The sequence below is a fragment of the Nostoc sp. CMAA1605 genome, from assembly GCF_021596505.1.
GTDB lineage: Bacteria > Cyanobacteriota > Cyanobacteriia > Cyanobacteriales > Nostocaceae > Trichormus.
Genome location: NZ_PJIZ01000006.1, coordinates 39,412 through 60,313, shown reverse-complemented (window position 1 = coordinate 60,313; position 20,902 = coordinate 39,412). Strand labels below are relative to the sequence as shown.

Here is a 20,902-nt window from a genome sequence, read left to right as displayed (position 1 = left end):
TTTTACTAATGCACAAGTGAAGACTCACTAGCACAGTTTACGCCACACCAGGTAAATAAATAGTAAATATCGTGTAGAAGCAGCAGGTTTTCTAGATGCTTGTCATCAATGAAATTTAATATCCCAGACTTGGCACTAACTGAATACGCCCAGCATCCATTTCGGTCATTAACAATTCCAAAGCCTCGTAATCTACATCCGATATGTAACCTTGTTGAGTCAATTCGGAGTTGATTTCATTCTCTATCTCTGGAGTTAATTTCTTGATATCGAGGGCTTTCTGCACTAACTGACGAATTACGTATCTAGTTCTCATAGGTAATGAACCCAATATAAAGTGATACTAAATTATCCAGGATGAAGCTCAGTATAAAATGTGATTGTCACACTATTGTACTAGTGATTTAAATCACACTTAATTCAAGTAGATAGTTCCTGATTAAACTTAACAGTTGCCACAAATATCATCAACAGCAAATGCCCTTCAACCCTGGCCATATAACAATTCAATTTGCTGTACCTCTCAAGACGGGCATGATTTTTCCGCACAATTATGGATGACTGTTTTCCCGTCTTTTGCTTTGTGGTTATCTATGTTGATTTTTTTGGTAACTCATTAGAAAAAAAGTATATATAAATACTTTTTACTCCGAAATTATGACAACTTTAAACATACACAGGAAAAAAATAAAGATTCAGCAAAGAGATGTAAGACATCTGGTCGATGTATGAGCTGACAGTTTATGTTCAAATAAATTCAAGCTTCATGGTTAAATAACTCTGATTAGGATGCCTATATGCAAGCACTACTAAAGAGTCAAAAGGTAGCAGTTACTTGTCCCCATAACTGCCTAAATGCAACTAACGCGCTGGAGTTTGAGCGAGAGTTGTCCACAACGCTAGCTCAAGAAGATGTGGCTGGGTTATTAGTAGACCTAGCAGCAGTAGATTCTTGTGACAGTTCTGGACTGATGGCTTTAGTATCTGCGCTGAAGTTAGCTCAGAATCTAGGCAAAGGCTTTCAGCTTGATTCCGTATCCCCAGCGATCAAAATAGTTTTAGAGTTGACTCAACTTGATCAGATTTTCGAGATATCTCAGGGATAACTTCTTGCACACAGGCTCGCTAGATTAACACAAGCCACGCCTTTGAGCAACTAAGTGTAAAACACTTGTAACTTGCTACAACAAAAGCCACCCAAATAGCTAATCAATGCTAATGTTGGAGGGAAGACGTAGCTGTAATTCGAGTAGCGCAAAGTTGGCAAAGTGGCTATTGCATTTGAACAATTAATCACATCTGATATCTTAAAACCAGGCCGTTACTTGGGTAACGAACAACTGGCGGTACATAAGCCTTGGAATCAGGCAGTTATACGCTGGGTGTTGACTTATCCAGAAGTATACGAAGTTGGTGCATCTAATTTAGGGCATATCATCCTGTATAACATTTTGAATGCCCAACCCCGACAGTTGTGCGATCGCGCTTACCTACCAGGTACAGACTTAGCCGACAAACTCAGGGCGACAAATACCCCCTTGTTTGCGGTTGAGTCGAAGCGAGAGCTAAAAGAATTTGATATTTTAGGTTTTAGTCTCAGTTATGAATTAGGAGCAACCAACATTCTCGAAATGTTGGACTTAGCGGGAATTCCCCTGACATGGCAAGCAAGATTGCAGGGGAATCACCCGCTTATCTTCGCAGGAGGGCAAACAGCAACATCCAATCCTGAACCCTACGCCGACTTTTTTGACTTTTTCGCCTTGGGAGACGGGGAAGAACTTCTCCCAGAAATCGGCTTAATTTTAGAAGAAGGCAAACAAGCCGGACTAAGTCGGGAAAATTTACTCCTAGACTTGGCGCAAATCCCTGGGGTGTACGTACCGCAGTTTTACGCACCAGACAAAGATGGTTCAGTCAAACCAGTCCGTCCAGATGTACCCCAACGGATTTTGCGGCGAGTCGCTACCCCAATCCCCGCCTATTCCATTGGACTAGTACCATACGTCCAAACTGTACATGACCGCCTGACAATAGAAATCCGCCGTGGTTGTACCCGTGGTTGTCGCTTCTGTCAACCAGGAATGCTGACTCGACCCGCTAGGGATGTCGAACCAGAACAGGTGGTAGAAGCCATTGAACAAGGCATGAGAGCCACTGGCTATAATGAGTTTTCTCTCTTGTCTTTGAGTTGTTCTGACTATTTATCCCTACCATCTGTGGGGATGGAAATTAAAAATCGATTAAGAAATGAAAATATTTCCCTGTCGCTCCCTAGCCAGCGTGTAGATAGATTTGATGAAAACATCGCCAATATTCTTGGTGGTACACGCCAAGGTGGCCTCACCTTTGCCCCCGAAGCTGGCACACAGAGAATGCGTGATATCGTCAATAAAGGTTTAACTAACGAAGAACTATTACGAGGTGTCAAAACTGCCTGGGAACAAGGCTGGGATAAAATCAAGTTATATTTTATGATCGGCTTACCAGGGGAGACAGATGCTGACGTTTTGGGTATTGCCGAAACAGTTAGTTGGTTACAAAGGGAATGTCGGGGTAAAGGTAGAAGACCACTCAACTTCAACCTGACAATTTCCAACTTCACCCCCAAACCCCATACACCATTTCAATGGCACTCAGTTTCTACGGCAGAATTTCGCCGGAAGCAAGACCTACTACGGCAAGCGTTCCGCCGCATTCGGGGCGTAAAAGTCAATTTTACCGATGTGCGAATTTCCGCAATGGAAGACTTTATTGGTAGAGGCGATCGCTCTTTAGGTAAAGTCGTGCAACGTGCTTGGGAATTAGGCGCAGGGATGGATTCTTGGTATGACAGCCTAGACAAAGCTTTTGCCGCCTGGGGAGAAGCGATCGCAGAAGCTGGTCTAGATTGGAAATACCGCCAGGTGGAAAACGGAGAATGGAATCTGTTTGCAGCCGAGGCGGGTAGAGGAGACAAGGTAGACGAGGTAGAATTACTTCCCAATACCCAGTCCCCAATCCCCAGTCCCCAGTCCCTCGAAAACCCCCTACCCTGGGATCATATAGATACCGGCATTGACAAAAAGTGGCTGATTGAGGACTTACAACGCGCTCTGGAAGCGGCTGTTGTCCCAGACTGTTCTTTTGATGGTTGTTCCCATTGTGGTGTATGTGGCACGGATTTTGGCCATAACATCGTTATCGAACCACCTACCATTCCAGAATTCGCCGGTGAATTCGTCCCTAACATTAACAAAGCCCAACGCCTGCGCGTTTGGTTTGGTAAACAAGGTGACATGGCTTTGCTCAGTCACTTAGATTTAATGCGGTTGCTGGATCGAGTGGTGCGGCGTGCTAGTTTACCAGTCGCTTACACTAACGGTTTCCATCCCAGTCCTAAAATTGCTGTCGCCAGTGCCTTAGCTTTAGGGGCTACTAGTAGCGGTGAGATTGTTGATTTTGAGTTAACTGAACCTGTAGATTTGGCAGTATTTCAACAAAAACTGACTCAAGAACTGCCCCCAGATATCCCTGTGTATCGTGTGGCAGAAGTAGATTTAAAAGCTCCCGCCGCTAATAAATTATTGGAACAAGCAGAGTATTTAATTACTATTGCTGCCCCCAGTGAAGTCACACCAGCACAATGGCAAGAGTGGATAGCCGCAATCGAGCAGCAAACAGAACTTTTGTGTGAGCAAACAACTAAATCTGGCAAGACTCAGATGATAAATCTGCGCTCACGGTTGTTTGAGTTGGAATTAATTTCTACCAGCAGTACGGAAACTGAAGCGATCGCTGTTATCCGCTATGTGGGTAGCTGTCGCCAAGATGGTTTTTTATTGCGCCCAGAACAAATTCTGTCTATGCTAGAAGTAGTGTCTGGGGAAAACTCAGCCAACCTGAGAACAGACTTCACAAAATTTCATCTTCTGCATATTCACCGCAATCAGCTAATCTTAGCGGTATAATGCTAGAGGGCAACTGGCTAGTAGTTGCCCCCAGTCGCAATCATAGGAATTGATTTTTGGCAAGGTTGCGTTAGAATGAAATGAAGAGAAATTTTCTGACGCTGCATTGAAGAAACTGGTTCACAACTACCCTGGTCGTCAGGGAGCAAACGAGCAAGATATCAGAGTGAAGCTTCTTGGATTTTATCCCAGACAAACTAAGGCAGATTAAAGAACACTCTCTCTATAGCTACCTTGTGAATCAGTAATTAACAGCAGATTCCAGTCAACTTCTCTATCTATGCTTTTTAAAACACCTGCTGAATGCCCAATCCCTAGAGGGTGAAGGTATCGCATCAGAAATCAACCACGGACGGTTGATTTATTTGCTTAAACAGTATGCAGCCGTTCTGGAATAATCAGGCGTGTGAACGCAATTCCTTAGCCAATAGCTCTTTAATTTTGAAGTTCGACTTCACAATTTTTATTACTAACAGCGTCTTTGGAGGCTGGCAGGGGCGAGAGGCATAACAAACCTCCAAGCCCGTTGACGCTGCCGATTTTTGAGGAAATTGAATGCCAAAACAAATTATTATCGCGGAGCAGCATCAAATCGCTGCCGTGTTTTCGGAAGATCAAATACAAGAGTTAGTTGTAGCCACAGGGCATCATCAAATCGGTGACATCTACTTAGGTGTAGTAGAAAACGTCCTACCTGGAATTGACGCGGCTTTTGTCAATATTGGTGATCCAGAACGTAACGGTTTTATTCACGTAACAGATTTAGGCCCACTGCGAATCAAGCGCACAGCAGCAGCAATTACAGAATTATTAGCACCACAACAAAAAGTTTTGGTGCAGGTAATGAAAGAGCCAACAGGCACAAAAGGGCCAAGACTGACAGGTAATATCACTTTACCCGGACGCTATGTAGTATTGATGCCCTATGGCAGAGGTGTCAACTTATCTCGACGCATTAAAAGCGAAAATGAGCGTAATCGATTACGGGCATTAGCAATTTTAATTAAACCCGCAGGTATGGGTTTACTAGTGCGGACAGAAGCCGAAGGTAAACCAGAAGAAGCAATCATCGAAGATTTGGAAGTGCTGCAAAAGCAGTGGGAAGCGATTCAACAAGAGGCTCAATCTACCCGTGCGCCAGCTCTATTAAATCGAGACGATGATTTTATTCAGCGTGTATTGCGGGATATGTACGGTGCGGATGTCAACCGGATTGTGGTGGATTCCAGCACCGGATTAAAGCGAGTTAAACAATATTTACAAAACTGGAGTGGAGGTCAAACACCGCAAGGATTATTAATTGACCACCATCGCGATCGCTCCCCAATTTTAGAATATTTCCGCATTAACGCTGCTATTCGCGAAGCCCTCAAGCCCAGGGTAGACTTACCTTCTGGTGGGTATATTATTATTGAGCCAACGGAAGCCCTAACTGTTATAGATGTTAACTCTGGTTCCTTCACGCGATCGGCAACAGCCAGAGAAACCGTATTGTGGACAAACTGCGAAGCCGCCACAGAAATTGCCCGTCAACTACGTTTAAGAAATATTGCAGGGGTAATCGTCGTAGACTTCATTGATATGGAATCACGGCGCGACCAACTACAAGTTTTAGAACACTTTAACAAAGCCCTGAGAGCAGATAAAGCTCGTCCCCAAATTGCTCAACTGACTGAGCTAGGTTTAGTAGAACTGACTCGCAAACGCCAAGGTCAAAATATTTACGAATTATTTGGTGAAACTTGCTCTACTTGCGGTGGCTTAGGACATACAGTCCGCCTACCAGGGGAAACTGAAAGCCGCTTACCTACCCCAGTAGACGTACCAGATAGATTTGTATCTTTACCCCAAAGAGAAACTCCAAGAGAAACCCAAAGAGAAACCCAAAGAGAACCTCGTTTACCCGTGACTCGCCTTACAGATATGCGGGAAACTTACGATGGGTTTAATGAAGGATTTGATAGTGATGCTGACTTGGGATCTTTCAATCTGATGAATCATCCCAGCTATCAAGAACTCAATGATCACAACAAACGTCGCACCCGCACCCGCCGGAGTCGCATTGGTATCAATGGAGCCAATGGTAAAGATGAAAATCGCATTTCCCACAATTCTCTAGGTTATATCAACGAGTCAGATTTAGATTTAGATAACGACACAGAACTGGGTACAACACCAGAATTACCCTCACCGAATTTGGGGAAATCCGGCTGGGTAGAAAGGGGAGACAGAACTAAAGTCAGCAAAGCCGAGCCGATTAAGCCTGTGGTAGAACCGCCGGAAATTCGCACTGTGGAAATGACACAACCAGAGCAAGATATCTTTGCTTTAATGGGAGTTTCACCGCTAATTAAATTAGAACAAGAGGTGAAAAATCCGAAATCGGTCATCATTAATATTGTGCAACCAGGACAACCATCAACGCCGCCCCCAGAAGAAATCCCCAAAGCAACTGTTGTTGAGTCAACATCCTCAGAATTTACCCCGCCCAAACTCAAGTCAGAACCCAAGCCAGAACCTAAATCATCCCCTGTCACCGTACCTGAACCAACGGTAACAGCAGTCAACACAGAAGAAAATGAAACCTCAATGGCTGCTACTCCCAACCGTCGCCGTCGTCGTCGCTCCTCTGCGGCGGAATCTGATGGTGACGACATCTAACAAGCCGATATGGTAGAGAGGAGGAAGCAGACTGTTCAGGTATCGCCCTCATCACCAACGGTAGACACCACAACCAATCACCAGGAAACTCATTGGCTAGAGTTTTCTTCCACCTTGGCCAATGTTTCTGGGTTAATAGCAGGAGTGGATGAAGTAGGTAGGGGCTGTTTGTTTGGCCCTGTAGTCGCAGCAGCAGTCATCTTACCTACCCATGCTTTACCCGAACTGATAGCGGCTGGGGTGAGAGATAGCAAAAAACTATCTAGTGTTCGCAGATGTCAGCTAGCGCAGCAAATTTGTACGCTAGCGACAGATTGGAAAATTGGTTATGCTGCCACTGCGGAAATTGACCAGATCAATATTTTGCAGGCGACACTGTTGGCGATGAAGCGGGCTGTACAGAAACTTCAGGTACAGCCTGCAATTTGCTTGATAGATGGCAATCAGTTGGTCAAAGATTTAGCGATACCACAACAAACTATCATCAAAGGGGATGAGCGATCGCTCTCCATTGCGGCTGCTAGTATTGTGGCTAAAGTTTGGCGTGATGATTTAATCATGCGTTTAGCTGCCAAATATCCCATGTATGATTTAGCAAATAACAAGGGTTATGGCAGTAAGAAACATTTATTAGCACTGCAAAAGTATGGCTCCTCACCGTTACACCGTCAGTCTTTTAGTCCTTGTCAGGATAGGGGTGTAGGGGTGTAGGGGTGTACTTCGACTGCGCTCAGTAACCAGGGTGTAGGGGAAAGAATTATAGATGATTCTTCCCCTACTATGCCCTTTATTCGGGATTGAGGAAGGGTAAGTTAGGATCATCGCGTCTCAAACTCTGGTTGTGAGTTTGAGACACTACCCATTGACGATAGTCTACTAAGAGTTGATGTGTTAATCGCTGTTTAACTGTTAATAAGACACTCTTGAGTAAACCATTACCTGTGGTTTCTAGAATGGGTTTTGGTGTAAAAGAAAACGGTGGGGGTAATTCCACTTGAACTTCTAAATCAGCTTGACCCCGCAGACGTGTGTCTTCACCCTGTATGAATGGAGACAAATACCCTCTTAGATTTAAGGAAAAACGCTGATTAATATACTCAAAACCTAGAATTTCACAGCCTAGCGATCGCAAGTAAATTGTGCCATTTGATTCTGCCCAGATTCTCATATCTACAGTAGGTTGAATACTCAAGGACATAAAACTCAAAGGCCGCATTTTTAACCGAAATACTTCCTCAGAAAGCTGCTGAATGCGTCTTTGATCAACCAAAGCATGAACGAGACGTTGCGGCTGACGCAAGTAGTGCTGAATAGGAATAGTTTGCTGTTCCACAGCAATTTCTACCGATTGGGAGGCAGTAAACCTGGTAGCCATGAATTAAAGACAGTAATTGTTTAATAATTTTATTATTAATTAATTTACGAATTTATTGTTTTTCATTCGTAAAAGATTATTGAGAAAATCTCATTGCTCAGACAAGATATATTTGCTTATAGCAAACCTCAGATATTCCAATGCTTGATGAGATTTTTGGCGATTAAAACAGTAAAATCATAACTTAAATATTGCAAAATATCTCACAATAATTTCTAGTATTCTCAGCAAACTAGAAATCATAGTTATATTAATAACCAATTATTATCATCACTACGGATAGCTCTCACCCCACTTTTGCAATTTGGAAGTCCTGGATGAAGACTCACGCTCACCTATTATTGTTAATGCTATGGGTCGTTATCGGCACTAGTTTACGCTTTTTTGATCTGGATTCCTTGCCACCTTGGACTGATGAGTGTGCCACGATGGTGTTTAGCTTGGGGAATAGTTTTCGGACAGTACCACTCAATCAACTAATTAGTGCAGATATTTTGTTACAGCCACTCCAACTAACATCGGTAACTGGTATCAGCACAGTCATGCAAAATTTATTACAAGATAGTACCCATCCCCCTGTATATTTTGTCTTGGCTCATGTGTGGATGAAGTTGTTTTCACCTGTTGGGGAAGTTGCATCTATCTTCACAGCGCGATCGCTCAGTGCTTTACTGGGAGTAATATCAATTCCCGCCATGTTCTGCTTTGGCTATTTGACCTTTCGCTCGAAATTAGTTGGTCAGTTAGCAGCAGCAATGATGGCTGTTTCCCCTTACACAATCTTTTTAGCTAGAGAAGCCCGTCATTACAGTTTAGTGATGTTGCTGGTAATAGCTTCTTTATGTTGTCTCATCACGGCTATGGAGAAAATCCGTCGTCAGCAATCTTTACCTATATGGTTATTGTTGACTTGGATAGTGATTAATTGTCTTGGGGTAGCAACTCATTATTTTTTCATGTTGACCCTGGGTGCAGAAGGTGTAGTTGTACTCAGACAAGTTTTGCTACTGAAAAATCAGCAGATCAATTGGTGGCGTTTGGGGATAGTTGCTTTGGGTACTGCTATCGGCTGTCTAGTTTGGATACCTAACCTGCAAAATATTCCTGGTAATGATTTAACCAGTTGGGTAGCCGCTAGTAGTCCCCATAGTAGATGGTTAGAACCGTTAGCGCGCTTACTGCTGTGGCTGATGAGTATGCTGTTGTTGTTACCATCGGCACTCACAACTTTACCCCTAACAGTGATAATTATTTCTGGTGTGGTGACTTTGGTGTTTTTACTATGGAGTCTGCCACAAATAATTCATGGACTGAAAAGTTATCAAAGTGATGCTGATAAAAATCCGACTCTGCAAATTTTAATTGATTATGTCTTAGCGGCGATCGCTTTAACTTTGCTATTGACTTATGGCTTAGGGAAGGATTTGACTTTGGCGGCTCGTTTCCAGTTTTTTTATGCCCCAGCAGTCATTTTACTTTTGGGTGTTGCTTTAGCAGGCTGTTGGCATCAAGTGGCGAAATCAGGACTATTCACACATGGTAAAGTTGCAGTCAGTGTGATTTTATTGATGGCAACTCTGGGAGGCGTGATAGTTACGGGGAATTGGGGTTACTTGCAAAACCAACGTCCTGATGTGCTGGCGGCAATCATTGAAAAAGCTTCAGGGAATAATGTATTGATTGCTACAACACATATCCATCATGGTCAAACTGGCAGAATGATGGGTTTAGCATGGGAATTGCAAAATCAACCCAACCAGAATCTACAATTTTTCCTAGCTGCTCAAGACCCAAATACTCATACTTATACTCAAAGTCAACAAATTTTGGTACAAAAACTCACTCAAGTTCCCCGACCTCTAGATTTGTGGTTAGTGGAGTATCGCAATCCAGTTGATTTAGTATCCCAAAACTGCACTTTGGATAAGCAATATGGCAGCTTTGCTGGTGAATATAGTTATAAACTTTATCGTTGTCTAGCTTCAGAAACTTCTAGTTAAAAATAGACTGATTTTGCTTATGATACAGTCTATCACCCTAGCAAAGATAAATATTTTAAGTCTGTAATCAAAACGCCAACATCATAATCTAAATGGCGTTGGAGTAATTAATTTTCAAGTTGGAATTTGGAATTGGGAGTGAAGTAATATGACTATCTCAATTGCCCATTTAGGGCCACCTGGAACTTACGCAGAACAAGCAACTCTTTTTTATGTTAAATGGCTAACAGAGAATACAGGCATCGAAGCAATTTTACATCCCTATCCTAGTATTGCTCAATCATTAAAAGCTGTTGCCCAAGGTCAAACCCAATTGGCTGTTGTACCTGTGGAAAACTCCATTGAAGGTAGTGTCACCATGACAATGGATACCTTATGGCAATTAGATAGTCTCAGGATTCAGTCAGCCTTGGTGATGCCTATTGCCCACACGTTGATTTCTTGCGCTTCTAGTTTAGATGAGATTCAAACTGTCTATTCTCATCCCCAAGCTTTGGCACAGTGCCAAAACTGGCTAGGAGAGTTTTTAGCTCATGTGAGTTTGATTCCTACTAATTCTACTACCGAAGCATTACAGGCATTAGAAAAAAATATACAAGCTGCCGCGATCGCTTCTACAAGAGCCGCACAAATTTATAATTTACCGATACTAGCTCATCAAATTAACGACTATCCAGAAAACTGTACGAGGTTTTGGGTGATCAGTCAGGGAGAAACGGAGATCACAGAGCAACTGCGCTTACATACTCCAACTCATACGTCTGTAGCTTTTAGTGTCCCTGCTAATGTGCCTGGAGCGTTGGTGAAAACTCTACTAGTATTTGCGCTACAAGGAATTAACCTCAGCCGGATCGAATCTCGACCGACAAAGCGATCGCTAGGTGAGTATTTATTTTTTATTGACTTAGAAGCTGCCGTCAACACACCGCAAATGCAATCTGCTTTGGCTGAACTAACTACCTATACAGAAGTTCTCAAAATATTTGGTAGTTATAATGTTTTACCAATTAGCACGCAAGAGTCTTGACAATTAACTCACAATTTATGAATTTTGACTAAAGGTGTCTTTGAGTACAGAACGAGCCGCTAAGTGATTACGAGTAGTCATCAAGATTTCGGCTTCTCTTTCTAAGCGGGCAGCTGTATCTTGCATTTCTAGTAAAGACTGCTGCTCTGCGGCGACACCATAAAGATTACTTGCTACCCAATAAGACAACTCTGTGGGTAAATCGGGTAATTCTTCTGGAAGTTCAATATTTTGTTCTGTAATCTTTGCTGATAGCCTGACCACATCACGGAGTAGTTGTTCGACTTCTGTAGCTAAAGGATATAAATCTTTACTGGGTGACTGGTCTTCTATCCATTCTACCAAGCCTACACGGTAGGGTTTTTCCCGCACATACTCTAAAACGCGAAACCGTTGCTGTCCCAGGGTGAGCATTTTCATGCGGTCATCTGGTAGACGCTGGTAGTGAATAATTTCCGCACAGCACCCGACGTTAGCAATTTGGCCTGTCACTGGGTCAACCATCAGCACACCAAACCTGCGATCGCTCTCCAAAATCGTGTTCATCATGATTCGGTAGCGAAACTCAAAAATATGCAGTGGTAAAGGTCTAGTGGGAAAAAGAACTACTTCGGGTAACGGGAACAGAGGTAGTTCACGAACTGCTATTCTGGAAGAAGATGTCATTGTTACCTAAGTATAAATTTAATGCTAAAAATTGATGATTCTCTGCTTTCCCCGTAATATCAATTTTGGATTTTAGATTTTAGATTTAGTGCCTTTTTTCTTGGGCTAGGTCAACGGTTTCAAGCAAGACTACTTATCTCAACTTGGCGGAATGTGTCTACATTCTATCATCTGTTTTAGAGCTAATAAAAAAGCCCTGAAATAAATTTCTCCAGGGCTAAGTTAATATTCATACATTCGTCAATAATTCATAGTCCAGGAATTCTTCACTGTTGACTGTTGTACGGGCGGGTTTAACAAACATATCTGTTTTTAAATGTGAACATCTGCCAAAACCCGCCCCTACTGACTCTGGACTAATTACAGTTTTACTTCAATGTCTACACCAGACGGCAAATCTAGTTTCATCAGAGCATCAATAGTTTTAGAAGAGGGTTGGTAGATATCAATAATGCGACGATGGGTACGAGTTTCAAAATGTTCCCGTGAGTCTTTGTCTACGTGAGGAGAACGCAGTACGCAGTAGATTTTCCGTTTTGTCGGTAAGGGGATAGGGCCGATAGCTGTAGCGTTAGTCCGATTAGCTGTGTCTACAATCTTCTCGCAAGATGTATCCAATAATCGACGGTCAAAAGCCTTGAGGCGAATTCTAATCTTTTGCTGCTGTAGAGTTGCCATCTTTAGTTTTCCAGGTTCTGATTTTAAGTGTGAAATTGAGGATAATGCTTTGGTAATTGAGTAATTAGAACTATCTCATCACCAGTTTTTAATTCCCAAGATTTAATATCTAATTCCTTTATCAAGGTTCAGATAAAAGAGCAGAGAGGATTTTCCCGTCTCTGCTCTTATTTATTTGGGTAACAAGGTACTATTTGAGGATTTTGGAGACGACACCAGCACCAATGGTGCGGCCACCTTCACGAATCGCAAAGCGCATACCTTGTTCGATCGCGATGGGGTTGATCAATTCTACGGTCATTTTGATGCGATCGCCGGGCATTACCATTTCAGCTGCACTACCATCATCAGAGGTGAATGCAGTGATTGTGCCGGTTACATCAGTTGTCCGTACATAGAATTGGGGACGGTAGCCAGAAAAGAAGGGTGTTTTACGACCACCTTCTTTCTCGGTGAGTACGTATACTTCACCTTCAAATTGGGTGTGAGGAGTGATAGAACCAGGTTTGGCAATTACCATACCGCGTTCAATATCAGTCTTTTGGATACCACGCAGAAGTACACCAGCGTTGTCACCAGCCATACCTTCGTCCAAGCTCTTCTTGAACATTTCAATACCAGTAACTGTGGTGTTACGGGTGTCTCTGATACCCACTAACTCTACAACATCGCCAACCTTGACCTTACCACGTTCAATCCGGCCGGTTGCTACTGTACCACGACCAGTGATTGAGAATACGTCTTCTACCGCCATCAAGAAGGGCTTGTCAATGTCACGCTCTGGGTCGGGGATGTAGGAATCTACAGCATCCATGAGAGCATAAATTTTATCTACCCAAGGATTCTCACCACGGATGGTTTTGTTACTCTTGGTCATGACTTCTAGAGCTTGCAGACCTGATCCTCTAATGATGGGAATCTCATCACCATCAAAGCCATACTCTGTTAGTAGTTCTCTCAATTCGAGTTCTACTAGTTCCATCAATTCTTCGTCTTCCATCATATCTTCTTTGTTTAAGAAGACGACTAGCTTAGGAACACCCACCTGACGCGCTAACAGAATGTGTTCACGGGTTTGGGGCATGGGGCCATCGGTCGCAGCTACTACAAGAATAGCTCCGTCCATTTGTGCTGCACCAGTGATCATGTTTTTCACATAGTCAGCGTGTCCGGGACAGTCTACGTGAGCATAGTGACGGTTTTCAGTCTCATACTCAACGTGAGCAGTGTTGATAGTGATACCCCGTGCTTTTTCTTCGGGTGCGTTGTCGATTTGGTCGTAAGCTTTAGCTTCAGCTTTACCCAAAGCAGCCAAGGTCATGGTGATAGCTGCTGTTAAGGTAGTTTTACCGTGGTCAACGTGGCCAACAGTACCGATGTTAACGTGGGGTTTGTTTCTTTCAAACTTTGCGCGTGCCATGTATGCTCGTTTCCTTTTCTAATTATGCGTTCCCTTTGCTTTTTGCTATGATTGCCTCGGCCACGTTGCGAGGCACTTCTTCGTAATGGCTAAACTCCATGGAGAAGATACCCCGACCTTGGGTTTTTGACCGGATATCGGTAGCATAGCCAAACATTTCTGCCAAGGGGACTTTTGCTGTCACTTTGGCAAGACCTTGTTCAGATCCCATCCCTTCAATTTGACCACGACGAGAATTGAGGTCGCCCATTACATCACCAAGGAAGTTTTCGGGAACTTCTACCTCAACTTTCATCATAGGCTCTAAGAGTACAGGTGAAGCTTTGGATACTGCCTCTTTCATCGCCATTGAACCAGCGATTTTGAAAGCCATTTCTGAAGAGTCTACGTCATGGTAAGAACCATCTACTAAAGTAGCTTTCACATCGATGAGTGGATATCCAGCTAATACACCAGATTCACAACATTCCTTCATTCCCTGTTCTGCGGGGTTAATGTACTCTTTGGGTACAACACCACCGACAATTTTGGAAACAAATTCAAAGCCAGTTCCAGGTTCGCCGGGTTCTAAGTCAATCACAACGTGACCGTATTGACCTTTACCACCACTTTGACGGATGAATTTACCTTCAATTCTGTTGACGGCTTTGCGAATGGTTTCACGGTAAGCTACTTGCGGCGCACCTACGTTAGCTTCCACTTTAAATTCGCGTAACATCCGGTCTACGAGAATTTCTAGGTGTAATTCTCCCATCCCCGCAATTACGGTTTGGTTAGTTTCTGGATCAACACTGACACGGAAGGTGGGGTCTTCTTCTGAGAGTGATTGCAGTGCTTTGGACAATTTGTCCATGTCGTTTTTCGTTTTGGGTTCGACCGCAACTGAAATTACAGGCTCAGGAATAAACAAGGATTCTAAAATGACTGGTGCGCTTTCATCACAAAGGGTGTCACCTGTCAAGGTGTCTTTTAAACCTAGTGCTGCACCTAAATCACCTGCTCGCAGTTCTTCTACATCAAGTCTTTCGTCTGCTTTCAAAACCACGAGGCGAGAAATTCGTTCTTTCTTATTCTTGGTAGCGTTGAGGACGTAACTACCTTTTTTCAGTATGCCAGAATATACACGAACGAAGGTAAGGCGACCATAGGGATCAGCCATAATCTTGAAGGCTAGAGCCGCTAGGGGTTCGTTGTCATCAGCACGACGCTCAACTGTGTCGCCACTACCGACTGTACCTTGAATAGCTGGCACGTCGATGGGTGCAGGTAGATAGTCTACTACTGCATCCAGCATCAACTGCACACCTTTATTCTTAAAGGCTGAACCACAAAGTACGGGTACGATTGTGCCGGCAATTGTACCTTTACGCAGTGCATTTTTGATTTCCGCTTCTGTGAGTGCTTCGCCCTCGAAGTACTTATTCATTAAGTCGTCATCGACTTCTGCAACTGCTTCTACCAGTTTGGTGTAGTGTTCTTCAACCAGGTCTTGCAATTCTGCGGGGATATCGGTTTCTTGGATATCTGTACCTTGGTCGTTGGTGTAAATATATGCACACTTGCGTACCAAGTCTACAATGCCTTGAAATTCGCTTTCGCTACCAATTGGTAGTTGAATTGCAATAGCATTGGCACGTAGGCGATCGCGCATTTGCTCATGAACTCTGTAAAAGTTCGCACCTGTACGATCCATTTTGTTGATAAAGGCAATCCGAGGCACTTTGTAACGGTCTGCTTGCCGCCAAACTGTCTCTGATTGAGGCTGTACACCACCAACGGAACAGAATACCGCAATTACACCATCCAACACCCGCATAGAACGTTCAACTTCGATGGTGAAGTCTACGTGACCAGGAGTATCGATAATGTTAATTTGATGATCTTTCCAACTGGTACTAATTGCCGCCGCAGTAATGGTAATACCGCGCTCCCGTTCCTGATCCATCCAGTCAGTAACGGCAGTTCCTTCGTGTACTTCGCCAATTTTATGAATTATCCCAGAGTAAAATAATATTCTCTCTGTTGTAGTTGTTTTGCCCGCATCTATGTGCGCCGCAATACCGATATTGCGTACTTTCTCTAGCGGGTTGGTACGTGCCACAGTAGCCTCCTATGGTTTTTGCCTCATGATATCTTGTATATTACTCTTTGTTAAGATTCTATACTTTTAAAGAAAACCGACTTTTGTTTGGTAATTCTGCGATATACCGCTTTTAAATGCACGATATACCGCTTTTGTACTTAGTAACGATAATGTGCAAATGCTTTGTTTGCTTCCGCCATCCGGTGTGTTTCTTCCCGTTTGCGGATTGCATTCCCGCTTTCATTGGCTGCATCAAGTAATTCGTTAGCCAGTCTGCTGGCCATTGTGCGTCCTGGTCGAGACCGAGAAAACTGTACTAACCAACGCAGTGCGAGGGTAGTACCGCGATCTGTACGCACTTCCATTGGTACTTGATAGGTAGCTCCACCAACACGGCGAGCTTTTACTTCTACTAGAGGGGTAGCATTTCGCACTGCTCTTTCAAATACTTCCAGTGCATTTGTGCCTGTGCGTTCCTCTATAGTCTTCATTGCATCATACACGATGCGTGCCGCCAGTGATTTTTTGCCATGACGCATTACCCGTCGGATGATCATACTCACAAGCCGACTGTTGTATACAGAGTCAGGCGGAACTGGACGCCTTTGAATAACACCACGACGAGACATACTATACCCTTAATTCGGATTTTGGCAACGAAATTATATGCTATCAGACAGATGTTTATCTGAAGCAATGGTTAGCTACAGACTTGTCTATTGCAAAGGGTTGCTTTACGGCTGCAATCACCCTAATTTTACAGACTTGTTTCCTCAAAAACTGGGATGACAAAGCGACAACGTCTTTTTTAAGTGGAATGTCATTATGCAAACGTTGCTGTCGCTTACAACGGTTGAAATTTTTGCTACACTTGCTCGCTGAGTGTAGATTGGTGGGAGAAGCTGGAATAATTTCTGGAAACTGGTTTCAGAATTAGCGACCAATGAGTTGGTTATGCAATCTGGACGCTGTAAATTCCAGGGACTAATCGCAATAGATTACGATTAATCACCTGCTTTATTTTTTCGCTTCTTTAGGACGCTTGGTTCCATATTTGGAACGGCCTTGTTTGCGGTCTTTAACTCCGGCTGTATCCAAAGTACCGCGAATGATGTGGTATCTCACACCAGGTAGATCCTTGACCCGACCACCACGAATCATCACAACTGAGTGTTCTTGTAAGTTGTGACCAATTCCAGGAATGTAAGCTGTGACTTCAAACCCAGAGGTTAGTCTGACCCGTGCTACTTTACGTAGCGCGGAGTTGGGTTTTTTAGGTGTAGTCGTGTAGACTCTGGTACAAACGCCCCGACGCTGTGGGCATTGTTTAAGAGCAGGGGACTTGGTTTTCTGACGCGCTTTTTCGCGTTCACTACGTATTAGTTGCTGTATGGTTGGCATGAGTTACAGCGCGTGAAGCTGCTTGCTAGTCTAAGTTTTAACAAATCCTGATTATAGCTTTTTTTATGAATTCATGTCAAACTTTCATATTATTTTTAATTTTTGGATATAAATTAGGGGATTGGGGACTGGGGACTGGGAAATACAAAATTTAGGGGAGTAATCTTTTGCTGGTTGCTTATTTAAGCTCGCATTCCCTGTCAAAAATCAAGTTGCAAAAGAATTACCACAGCCACAAGTGACAACAGATTGGGGATTATGGAAGCGGAAACCACCACCCATGAGATCCTCGGAGTAATCTATGGTTAAACCATTAACGTAGTTGCAGCTATCAGCATCGATGACTACTTGCAGGCTGTCAATTTGGAAAACGCGATCGCCAACTCTGGTTTGATCATCAAAAGACAAATCATAAAACCAACCAGAACAGCCACCTGATTTAACCGCTAACCGAAAAAGTGTATTAGGCTGCTGTTTTGCCTGTAAGCGAGTGATTTCACTAGCAGCAGATGGGCTTAAATGAATCATGAAACTGTTGAAGGCAACTCAAGACATTATATCTAAGTATCGCAGATGACTGAGCTACCACAATCATTAGTGAGAAAAGAAAGGACTTTGGGGAAGTATGGGGGTGTATGGGTTTAAGGGTGTAGGGGTTTAGGGTTTAGGGGTTTAGGGTTTAGGGGACAATATAGAAATTGTTTCCAGACCTTTTTGAATTTTTAATTGATGAGTCCCCACCAACAATTTAGCAGGGACTTAACTTAAAGATTGCCAGGTTGAATTAAGACGGTTTGCGAAATGATGTTAACTTAAAACCATAATAGTTTTATCTGTAAATTAATTCGCAGTACGGGCATAATCATCTTGGTAGCGAATAATATCGTCTTCACCTAAGTATTCGCCATTTTGGACTTCAATCAAAATTAGGGGAATGACTCCAGGATTTTCTAGACGGTGAGCTGTACATTGAGGTACATAGGTTGACTGGTTATTACTGAGTAATATTTCTTGTTCTCCACAAGTTACTCTAGCCGTGCCAGAAACGACAATCCAATGTTCACTGCGGTGATGGTGCATTTGCAGGCTGAGTCGGTGTCCTGGCTTGACTTCAATACGCTTAATTTTGTAGCCGCGCCCTTCTTCTAAAACCGTGAAAGAACCCCAAGGGCGTAATTCAGTGGCAGCAACACTCCGGCTAGCGATCGCACTTGGCAAGGTGAGAGTGTTAGTCTTAGTATTTTCTTGATGTTGAGCCATAGTTACCTCATTTGAAGACATAATACAAACCGTCGATACTCTTATCCATTGATGGAAAATTGAGGGGCAATCTTACAACCGTAAAAATCAGCAATTTAGTTTCACCTTGCTAAACATAGCAAAGTGAAACTTGGATGGAGCGTTCATTTTTGCCCAAAATAGATGGTCTACACCAACTCTTCATTAAGTCTCAGGGTAGCTTATTCTCAACTTTAAAGAGGGATTGGGGACTGGGGATTGGGGATTGGGGACTGGGGACTGGGGAATTGCGAGACAAGGTAGATTTTTCCCAATGCCCTATGCCCCATGCCCCATGTATTATCTTGGCTGAAGAAATATACCGATGCCGTTGTGTACACGGGCGGCGGTGTTAGGATAACGGTCGAGTAATTGTCCTCCTAGATAAAGACTTGTGGAACTACCACCATCTAAATTGAGGGCATTCACACAACCTAAAAGCTTCATTAGTTGAGCGTGTTCTGCCAAAGTGGGGCCAGAACCTCCTACACGGTTATGTACGGCTGCAATTAATACAGTATTGTTGGCAGTTGTACAAATGGCACTGCGACTGGCTTTTTGAGTGATAAAAGCATTGCTGAATTGTTCACTTTTGGCATCAAGGACAATTTTCCCATTTTGTAACAATAGTGGCCCTGCCCCTACAATGTTGGGGTAACTATTAAATTCGCCTGGAGTAGTCCCTGTTGTGATTTGCACATCAGTACCAATGGTTAACTGTGATGCTTGGGCAATAGCATTACCCCCGAAACACTAGTAAGTAGCTATTTGGTGGAATGGGAAAGTTGGTTTGATTAGCTTTGTCACCTACAAATTGATTGGTGACTTTGTTGTTTTGGACAATAAACACCCGTTCGTTATCTGTGAGGGATGTATAAGTCTGTCCCCAGGCGGGAGTGTAACGGGCTATACCACTCTGGACATAACCACTGTTGAGAAAGAGAATTGGCGATGGCGTTCCGCCCAGCGTAGCTGATCGCAAGTTACTAGATGTTGTTAAAGTTTCTTGGAGGGTGAGACGACCAAAATAAAATTGTCCCGCATCGTTCCAAGCGATCGCACCTCGGTTGAGAATGGGACTAGATAACCATTGACCATCCCGACGAATTGCACCCAGGGGTAAGCGATTATTGCGGTTAAAATAACCCGCGTTAATGGCGGCTACGGCTAAATCCCTTTGGGCTGTTTGAATTAAGGGTGCTGTCCCAACTAAAGTATTGGCAGTTGCCCAAATTGGTTTAATGGCTAAACCCGCAGCGCGGGGGTTGACTTCTAGCCAAACTATACCAAAGCGGTCTTTGCCTAAATTGACGAAATCTTGTCGCCACTGTAATCCCCTCGCCCAGTTGATATTTTTAGGTTCAAGGGCATCAGGACGCAGATTCAACACCAGGCGATGAGGATTATTGATTGTGGTAGCTTGCAAAGATAAATTTAGGGGGACACTGAGAGTAATGACTGTTTGATTGTTCACAACCTCAACTTTTTGAATTAGGGACGCGGATGTTGAGGATTGTTTGAGTAAATCTGGTGGGGGTGTGTAGCGTTGAATTAAACTGGAATCGGCGATCGCATCTAAAGTGATTTTCCACTCTCGGTTAGTTGGTGCAGCATTATTGGAAGTGGGTGCGTTAGGGTCATCCTGGAGGGTTTTGATGGGTAATCCTTGTTGGATTTGCCAAGGGGTAGGACGGTCTAAATCCAGTACAATCTGAGAAACTGAGCCAGGATTGATATTTTCACTAATATTTCTTATTTGTGTTGACGGTGTGACAATTACTAAGGTGTTACCTTGGGCTTGCATTTGCCAGCCTGCTGCTGTGGCTAAATTAGTCACATCTAGATAACGATAGCCTCGCCAAAGATTGGCAGAGAGAATCAGGGGTTGATTATTGCTGGAAAACCACTCTATAGGCTGTCTTTCAGGGTTATTAGTGCTTAATAGGTCTATACCAAGCAGTTGCCTGAGTGCTGCATCACTAATGTATATTTTGGCTGGGGTTGTTTGATTGAGTTGTTGTAACCAAGCACCTGATAAATTACGCCCATTCAGAGAAATTTGACTACCAGTGGATATGTTACGCGGCACAAAGGAAGCAGGAGACTGGGAAAGTAACTGCGAATTTGCCGGAGTGTTAGCTAAAGACTTTTGGGGAATGGTAGCAGATAAATATAAGGCGATCGCGACAATTGTCACTCCCGTCTTCTGAAATAAGTGGTGATTTAACTTGTGGATAATCATCTGATGATTTGTTAGTCGGCAGTAGTTTGGCATTTTCACCCTGATTGATGAGGAATGAGACAAAATTAGTTAGATACATTGTCTTGGCGTTGCCTTTTTCTTGTTCCCCATCTTTGCGCCT

16 protein-coding genes and 1 pseudogene are annotated in these 20,902 nt (G+C 43.4%); 6 read left to right on the top strand and 11 right to left on the bottom strand.

Features of this window, described 5'->3' with window-relative positions; all coding sequences use genetic code 11:
* Nucleotides 1-115: 115 nt before the first annotated feature.
* Nucleotides 116-316 carry a hypothetical protein gene (locus CV014_RS03850; protein ID WP_103139227.1) on the bottom strand — a complete coding sequence of 67 codons (201 nt, stop codon included), beginning with the start codon at nt 314-316 and terminating at the stop codon, nt 116-118.
* Nucleotides 317-797: 481 nt separating this feature from the next.
* Between CV014_RS03850 and CV014_RS03845 the strand changes: the two genes are divergently transcribed.
* The 4 genes from CV014_RS03845 to CV014_RS03830 all read left to right on the top strand — a co-directional run bounded on the left by CV014_RS03845 (nt 798) and on the right by CV014_RS03830 (nt 7,322).
* Nucleotides 798-1,106: an STAS domain-containing protein gene (locus CV014_RS03845; protein WP_236140805.1), complete on the top strand. Its 309-nt coding sequence runs from the start codon at nt 798-800 to the stop codon at nt 1,104-1,106.
* 162 nt (nt 1,107-1,268) lie between these two features.
* Nucleotides 1,269-3,950, top strand: coding sequence for a TIGR03960 family B12-binding radical SAM protein (locus CV014_RS03840; RefSeq protein WP_236140804.1), 2,682 nt, complete (start codon nt 1,269-1,271; stop codon nt 3,948-3,950).
* Nucleotides 3,951-4,505: 555 nt separating this feature from the next.
* A complete protein-coding gene (locus CV014_RS03835; protein ID WP_236140803.1) occupies nt 4,506-6,611 on the top strand; it encodes an Rne/Rng family ribonuclease in 2,106 nt (701 codons plus the stop codon).
* A 9-nt stretch (nt 6,612-6,620) separates the two neighbouring features.
* Nucleotides 6,621-7,322 carry a ribonuclease HII gene (locus CV014_RS03830; protein ID WP_236140802.1) on the top strand — a complete coding sequence of 234 codons (702 nt, stop codon included), beginning with the start codon at nt 6,621-6,623 and terminating at the stop codon, nt 7,320-7,322.
* Between the two features lie 76 nt (nt 7,323-7,398).
* Here CV014_RS03830 and CV014_RS03825 read toward each other — a convergent pair whose 3' ends face one another.
* Nucleotides 7,399-7,986, bottom strand: coding sequence for a DUF1997 domain-containing protein (locus tag CV014_RS03825; protein WP_103139232.1), 588 nt, complete (start codon nt 7,984-7,986; stop codon nt 7,399-7,401).
* A 317-nt stretch (nt 7,987-8,303) separates the two neighbouring features.
* Between CV014_RS03825 and CV014_RS03820 the strand changes: the two genes are divergently transcribed.
* Together CV014_RS03820 and pheA are read left to right on the top strand one after the other, a co-directional pair.
* Nucleotides 8,304-9,986 (top strand): glycosyltransferase family 39 protein, encoded by a 1,683-nt coding sequence (locus CV014_RS03820; protein ID WP_236140801.1) that lies wholly within the window; start codon nt 8,304-8,306, stop codon nt 9,984-9,986.
* 148 nt (nt 9,987-10,134) lie between these two features.
* On the top strand, nt 10,135-11,013 hold the full coding sequence (gene pheA / locus CV014_RS03815) for a prephenate dehydratase (protein ID WP_236140800.1): 879 nt from the start codon (nt 10,135-10,137) through the stop codon (nt 11,011-11,013).
* 15 nt (nt 11,014-11,028) lie between these two features.
* On the opposite strand, the gene CV014_RS03810 is transcribed toward pheA, so the two are convergent.
* From CV014_RS03810 to CV014_RS03770, 9 genes and pseudogenes are all read right to left on the bottom strand, one after another.
* Complete coding sequence (locus tag CV014_RS03810) at nt 11,029-11,679, bottom strand: LON peptidase substrate-binding domain-containing protein (protein ID WP_236140799.1); 651 nt, start codon at nt 11,677-11,679, stop codon at nt 11,029-11,031.
* Nucleotides 11,680-12,039: 360 nt separating this feature from the next.
* Entirely contained in the window at nt 12,040-12,357 is a 318-nt protein-coding gene (gene rpsJ / locus CV014_RS03805; RefSeq protein ID WP_015113498.1) for a 30S ribosomal protein S10, read from the bottom strand.
* Between the two features lie 190 nt (nt 12,358-12,547).
* A complete protein-coding gene (tuf, locus tag CV014_RS03800; protein ID WP_236140798.1) occupies nt 12,548-13,777 on the bottom strand; it encodes an elongation factor Tu in 1,230 nt (409 codons plus the stop codon).
* A 22-nt stretch (nt 13,778-13,799) separates the two neighbouring features.
* Nucleotides 13,800-15,878 (bottom strand): elongation factor G, encoded by a 2,079-nt coding sequence (fusA, locus tag CV014_RS03795; protein WP_236140797.1) that lies wholly within the window; start codon nt 15,876-15,878, stop codon nt 13,800-13,802.
* 140 nt (nt 15,879-16,018) lie between these two features.
* A complete protein-coding gene (gene rpsG, locus CV014_RS03790; protein ID WP_103139238.1) occupies nt 16,019-16,489 on the bottom strand; it encodes a 30S ribosomal protein S7 in 471 nt (156 codons plus the stop codon).
* 388 nt (nt 16,490-16,877) lie between these two features.
* Entirely contained in the window at nt 16,878-17,261 is a 384-nt protein-coding gene (gene rpsL / locus CV014_RS03785) for a 30S ribosomal protein S12 (protein WP_015140400.1), read from the bottom strand.
* Between the two features lie 207 nt (nt 17,262-17,468).
* Entirely contained in the window at nt 17,469-17,789 is a 321-nt protein-coding gene (locus CV014_RS03780; RefSeq protein WP_236140796.1) for a HesB/IscA family protein, read from the bottom strand.
* A 312-nt stretch (nt 17,790-18,101) separates the two neighbouring features.
* Nucleotides 18,102-18,521: a cupin domain-containing protein gene (locus CV014_RS03775; RefSeq protein WP_236140795.1), complete on the bottom strand. Its 420-nt coding sequence runs from the start codon at nt 18,519-18,521 to the stop codon at nt 18,102-18,104.
* Between the two features lie 318 nt (nt 18,522-18,839).
* Nucleotides 18,840-20,814 (bottom strand): annotated as a pseudogene (locus CV014_RS03770) (phosphodiester glycosidase family protein).
* Nucleotides 20,815-20,902: the final 88 nt, after the last annotated feature.

Coding starts and splice junctions, on each gene's coding strand:
- CV014_RS03850 (WP_103139227.1), bottom strand. CDS start 316: ATGAGAACTAGATACGTAATTCGTCAGTTAGTGCAGAAAGCCCTCGAT.
- CV014_RS03845 (WP_236140805.1), top strand. CDS start 798: ATGCAAGCACTACTAAAGAGTCAAAAGGTAGCAGTTACTTGTCCCCAT.
- CV014_RS03835 (WP_236140803.1), top strand. CDS start 4,506: ATGCCAAAACAAATTATTATCGCGGAGCAGCATCAAATCGCTGCCGTG.
- CV014_RS03830 (WP_236140802.1), top strand. CDS start 6,621: ATGGTAGAGAGGAGGAAGCAGACTGTTCAGGTATCGCCCTCATCACCA.
- CV014_RS03825 (WP_103139232.1), bottom strand. CDS start 7,986: ATGGCTACCAGGTTTACTGCCTCCCAATCGGTAGAAATTGCTGTGGAA.
- CV014_RS03820 (WP_236140801.1), top strand. CDS start 8,304: ATGAAGACTCACGCTCACCTATTATTGTTAATGCTATGGGTCGTTATC.
- pheA (WP_236140800.1), top strand. CDS start 10,135: ATGACTATCTCAATTGCCCATTTAGGGCCACCTGGAACTTACGCAGAA.
- CV014_RS03810 (WP_236140799.1), bottom strand. CDS start 11,679: ATGACATCTTCTTCCAGAATAGCAGTTCGTGAACTACCTCTGTTCCCG.
- rpsJ (WP_015113498.1), bottom strand. CDS start 12,357: ATGGCAACTCTACAGCAGCAAAAGATTAGAATTCGCCTCAAGGCTTTT.
- tuf (WP_236140798.1), bottom strand. CDS start 13,777: ATGGCACGCGCAAAGTTTGAAAGAAACAAACCCCACGTTAACATCGGT.
- rpsG (WP_103139238.1), bottom strand. CDS start 16,489: ATGTCTCGTCGTGGTGTTATTCAAAGGCGTCCAGTTCCGCCTGACTCT.
- rpsL (WP_015140400.1), bottom strand. CDS start 17,261: ATGCCAACCATACAGCAACTAATACGTAGTGAACGCGAAAAAGCGCGT.
- CV014_RS03780 (WP_236140796.1), bottom strand. CDS start 17,789: ATGATTCATTTAAGCCCATCTGCTGCTAGTGAAATCACTCGCTTACAG.
- CV014_RS03775 (WP_236140795.1), bottom strand. CDS start 18,521: ATGGCTCAACATCAAGAAAATACTAAGACTAACACTCTCACCTTGCCA.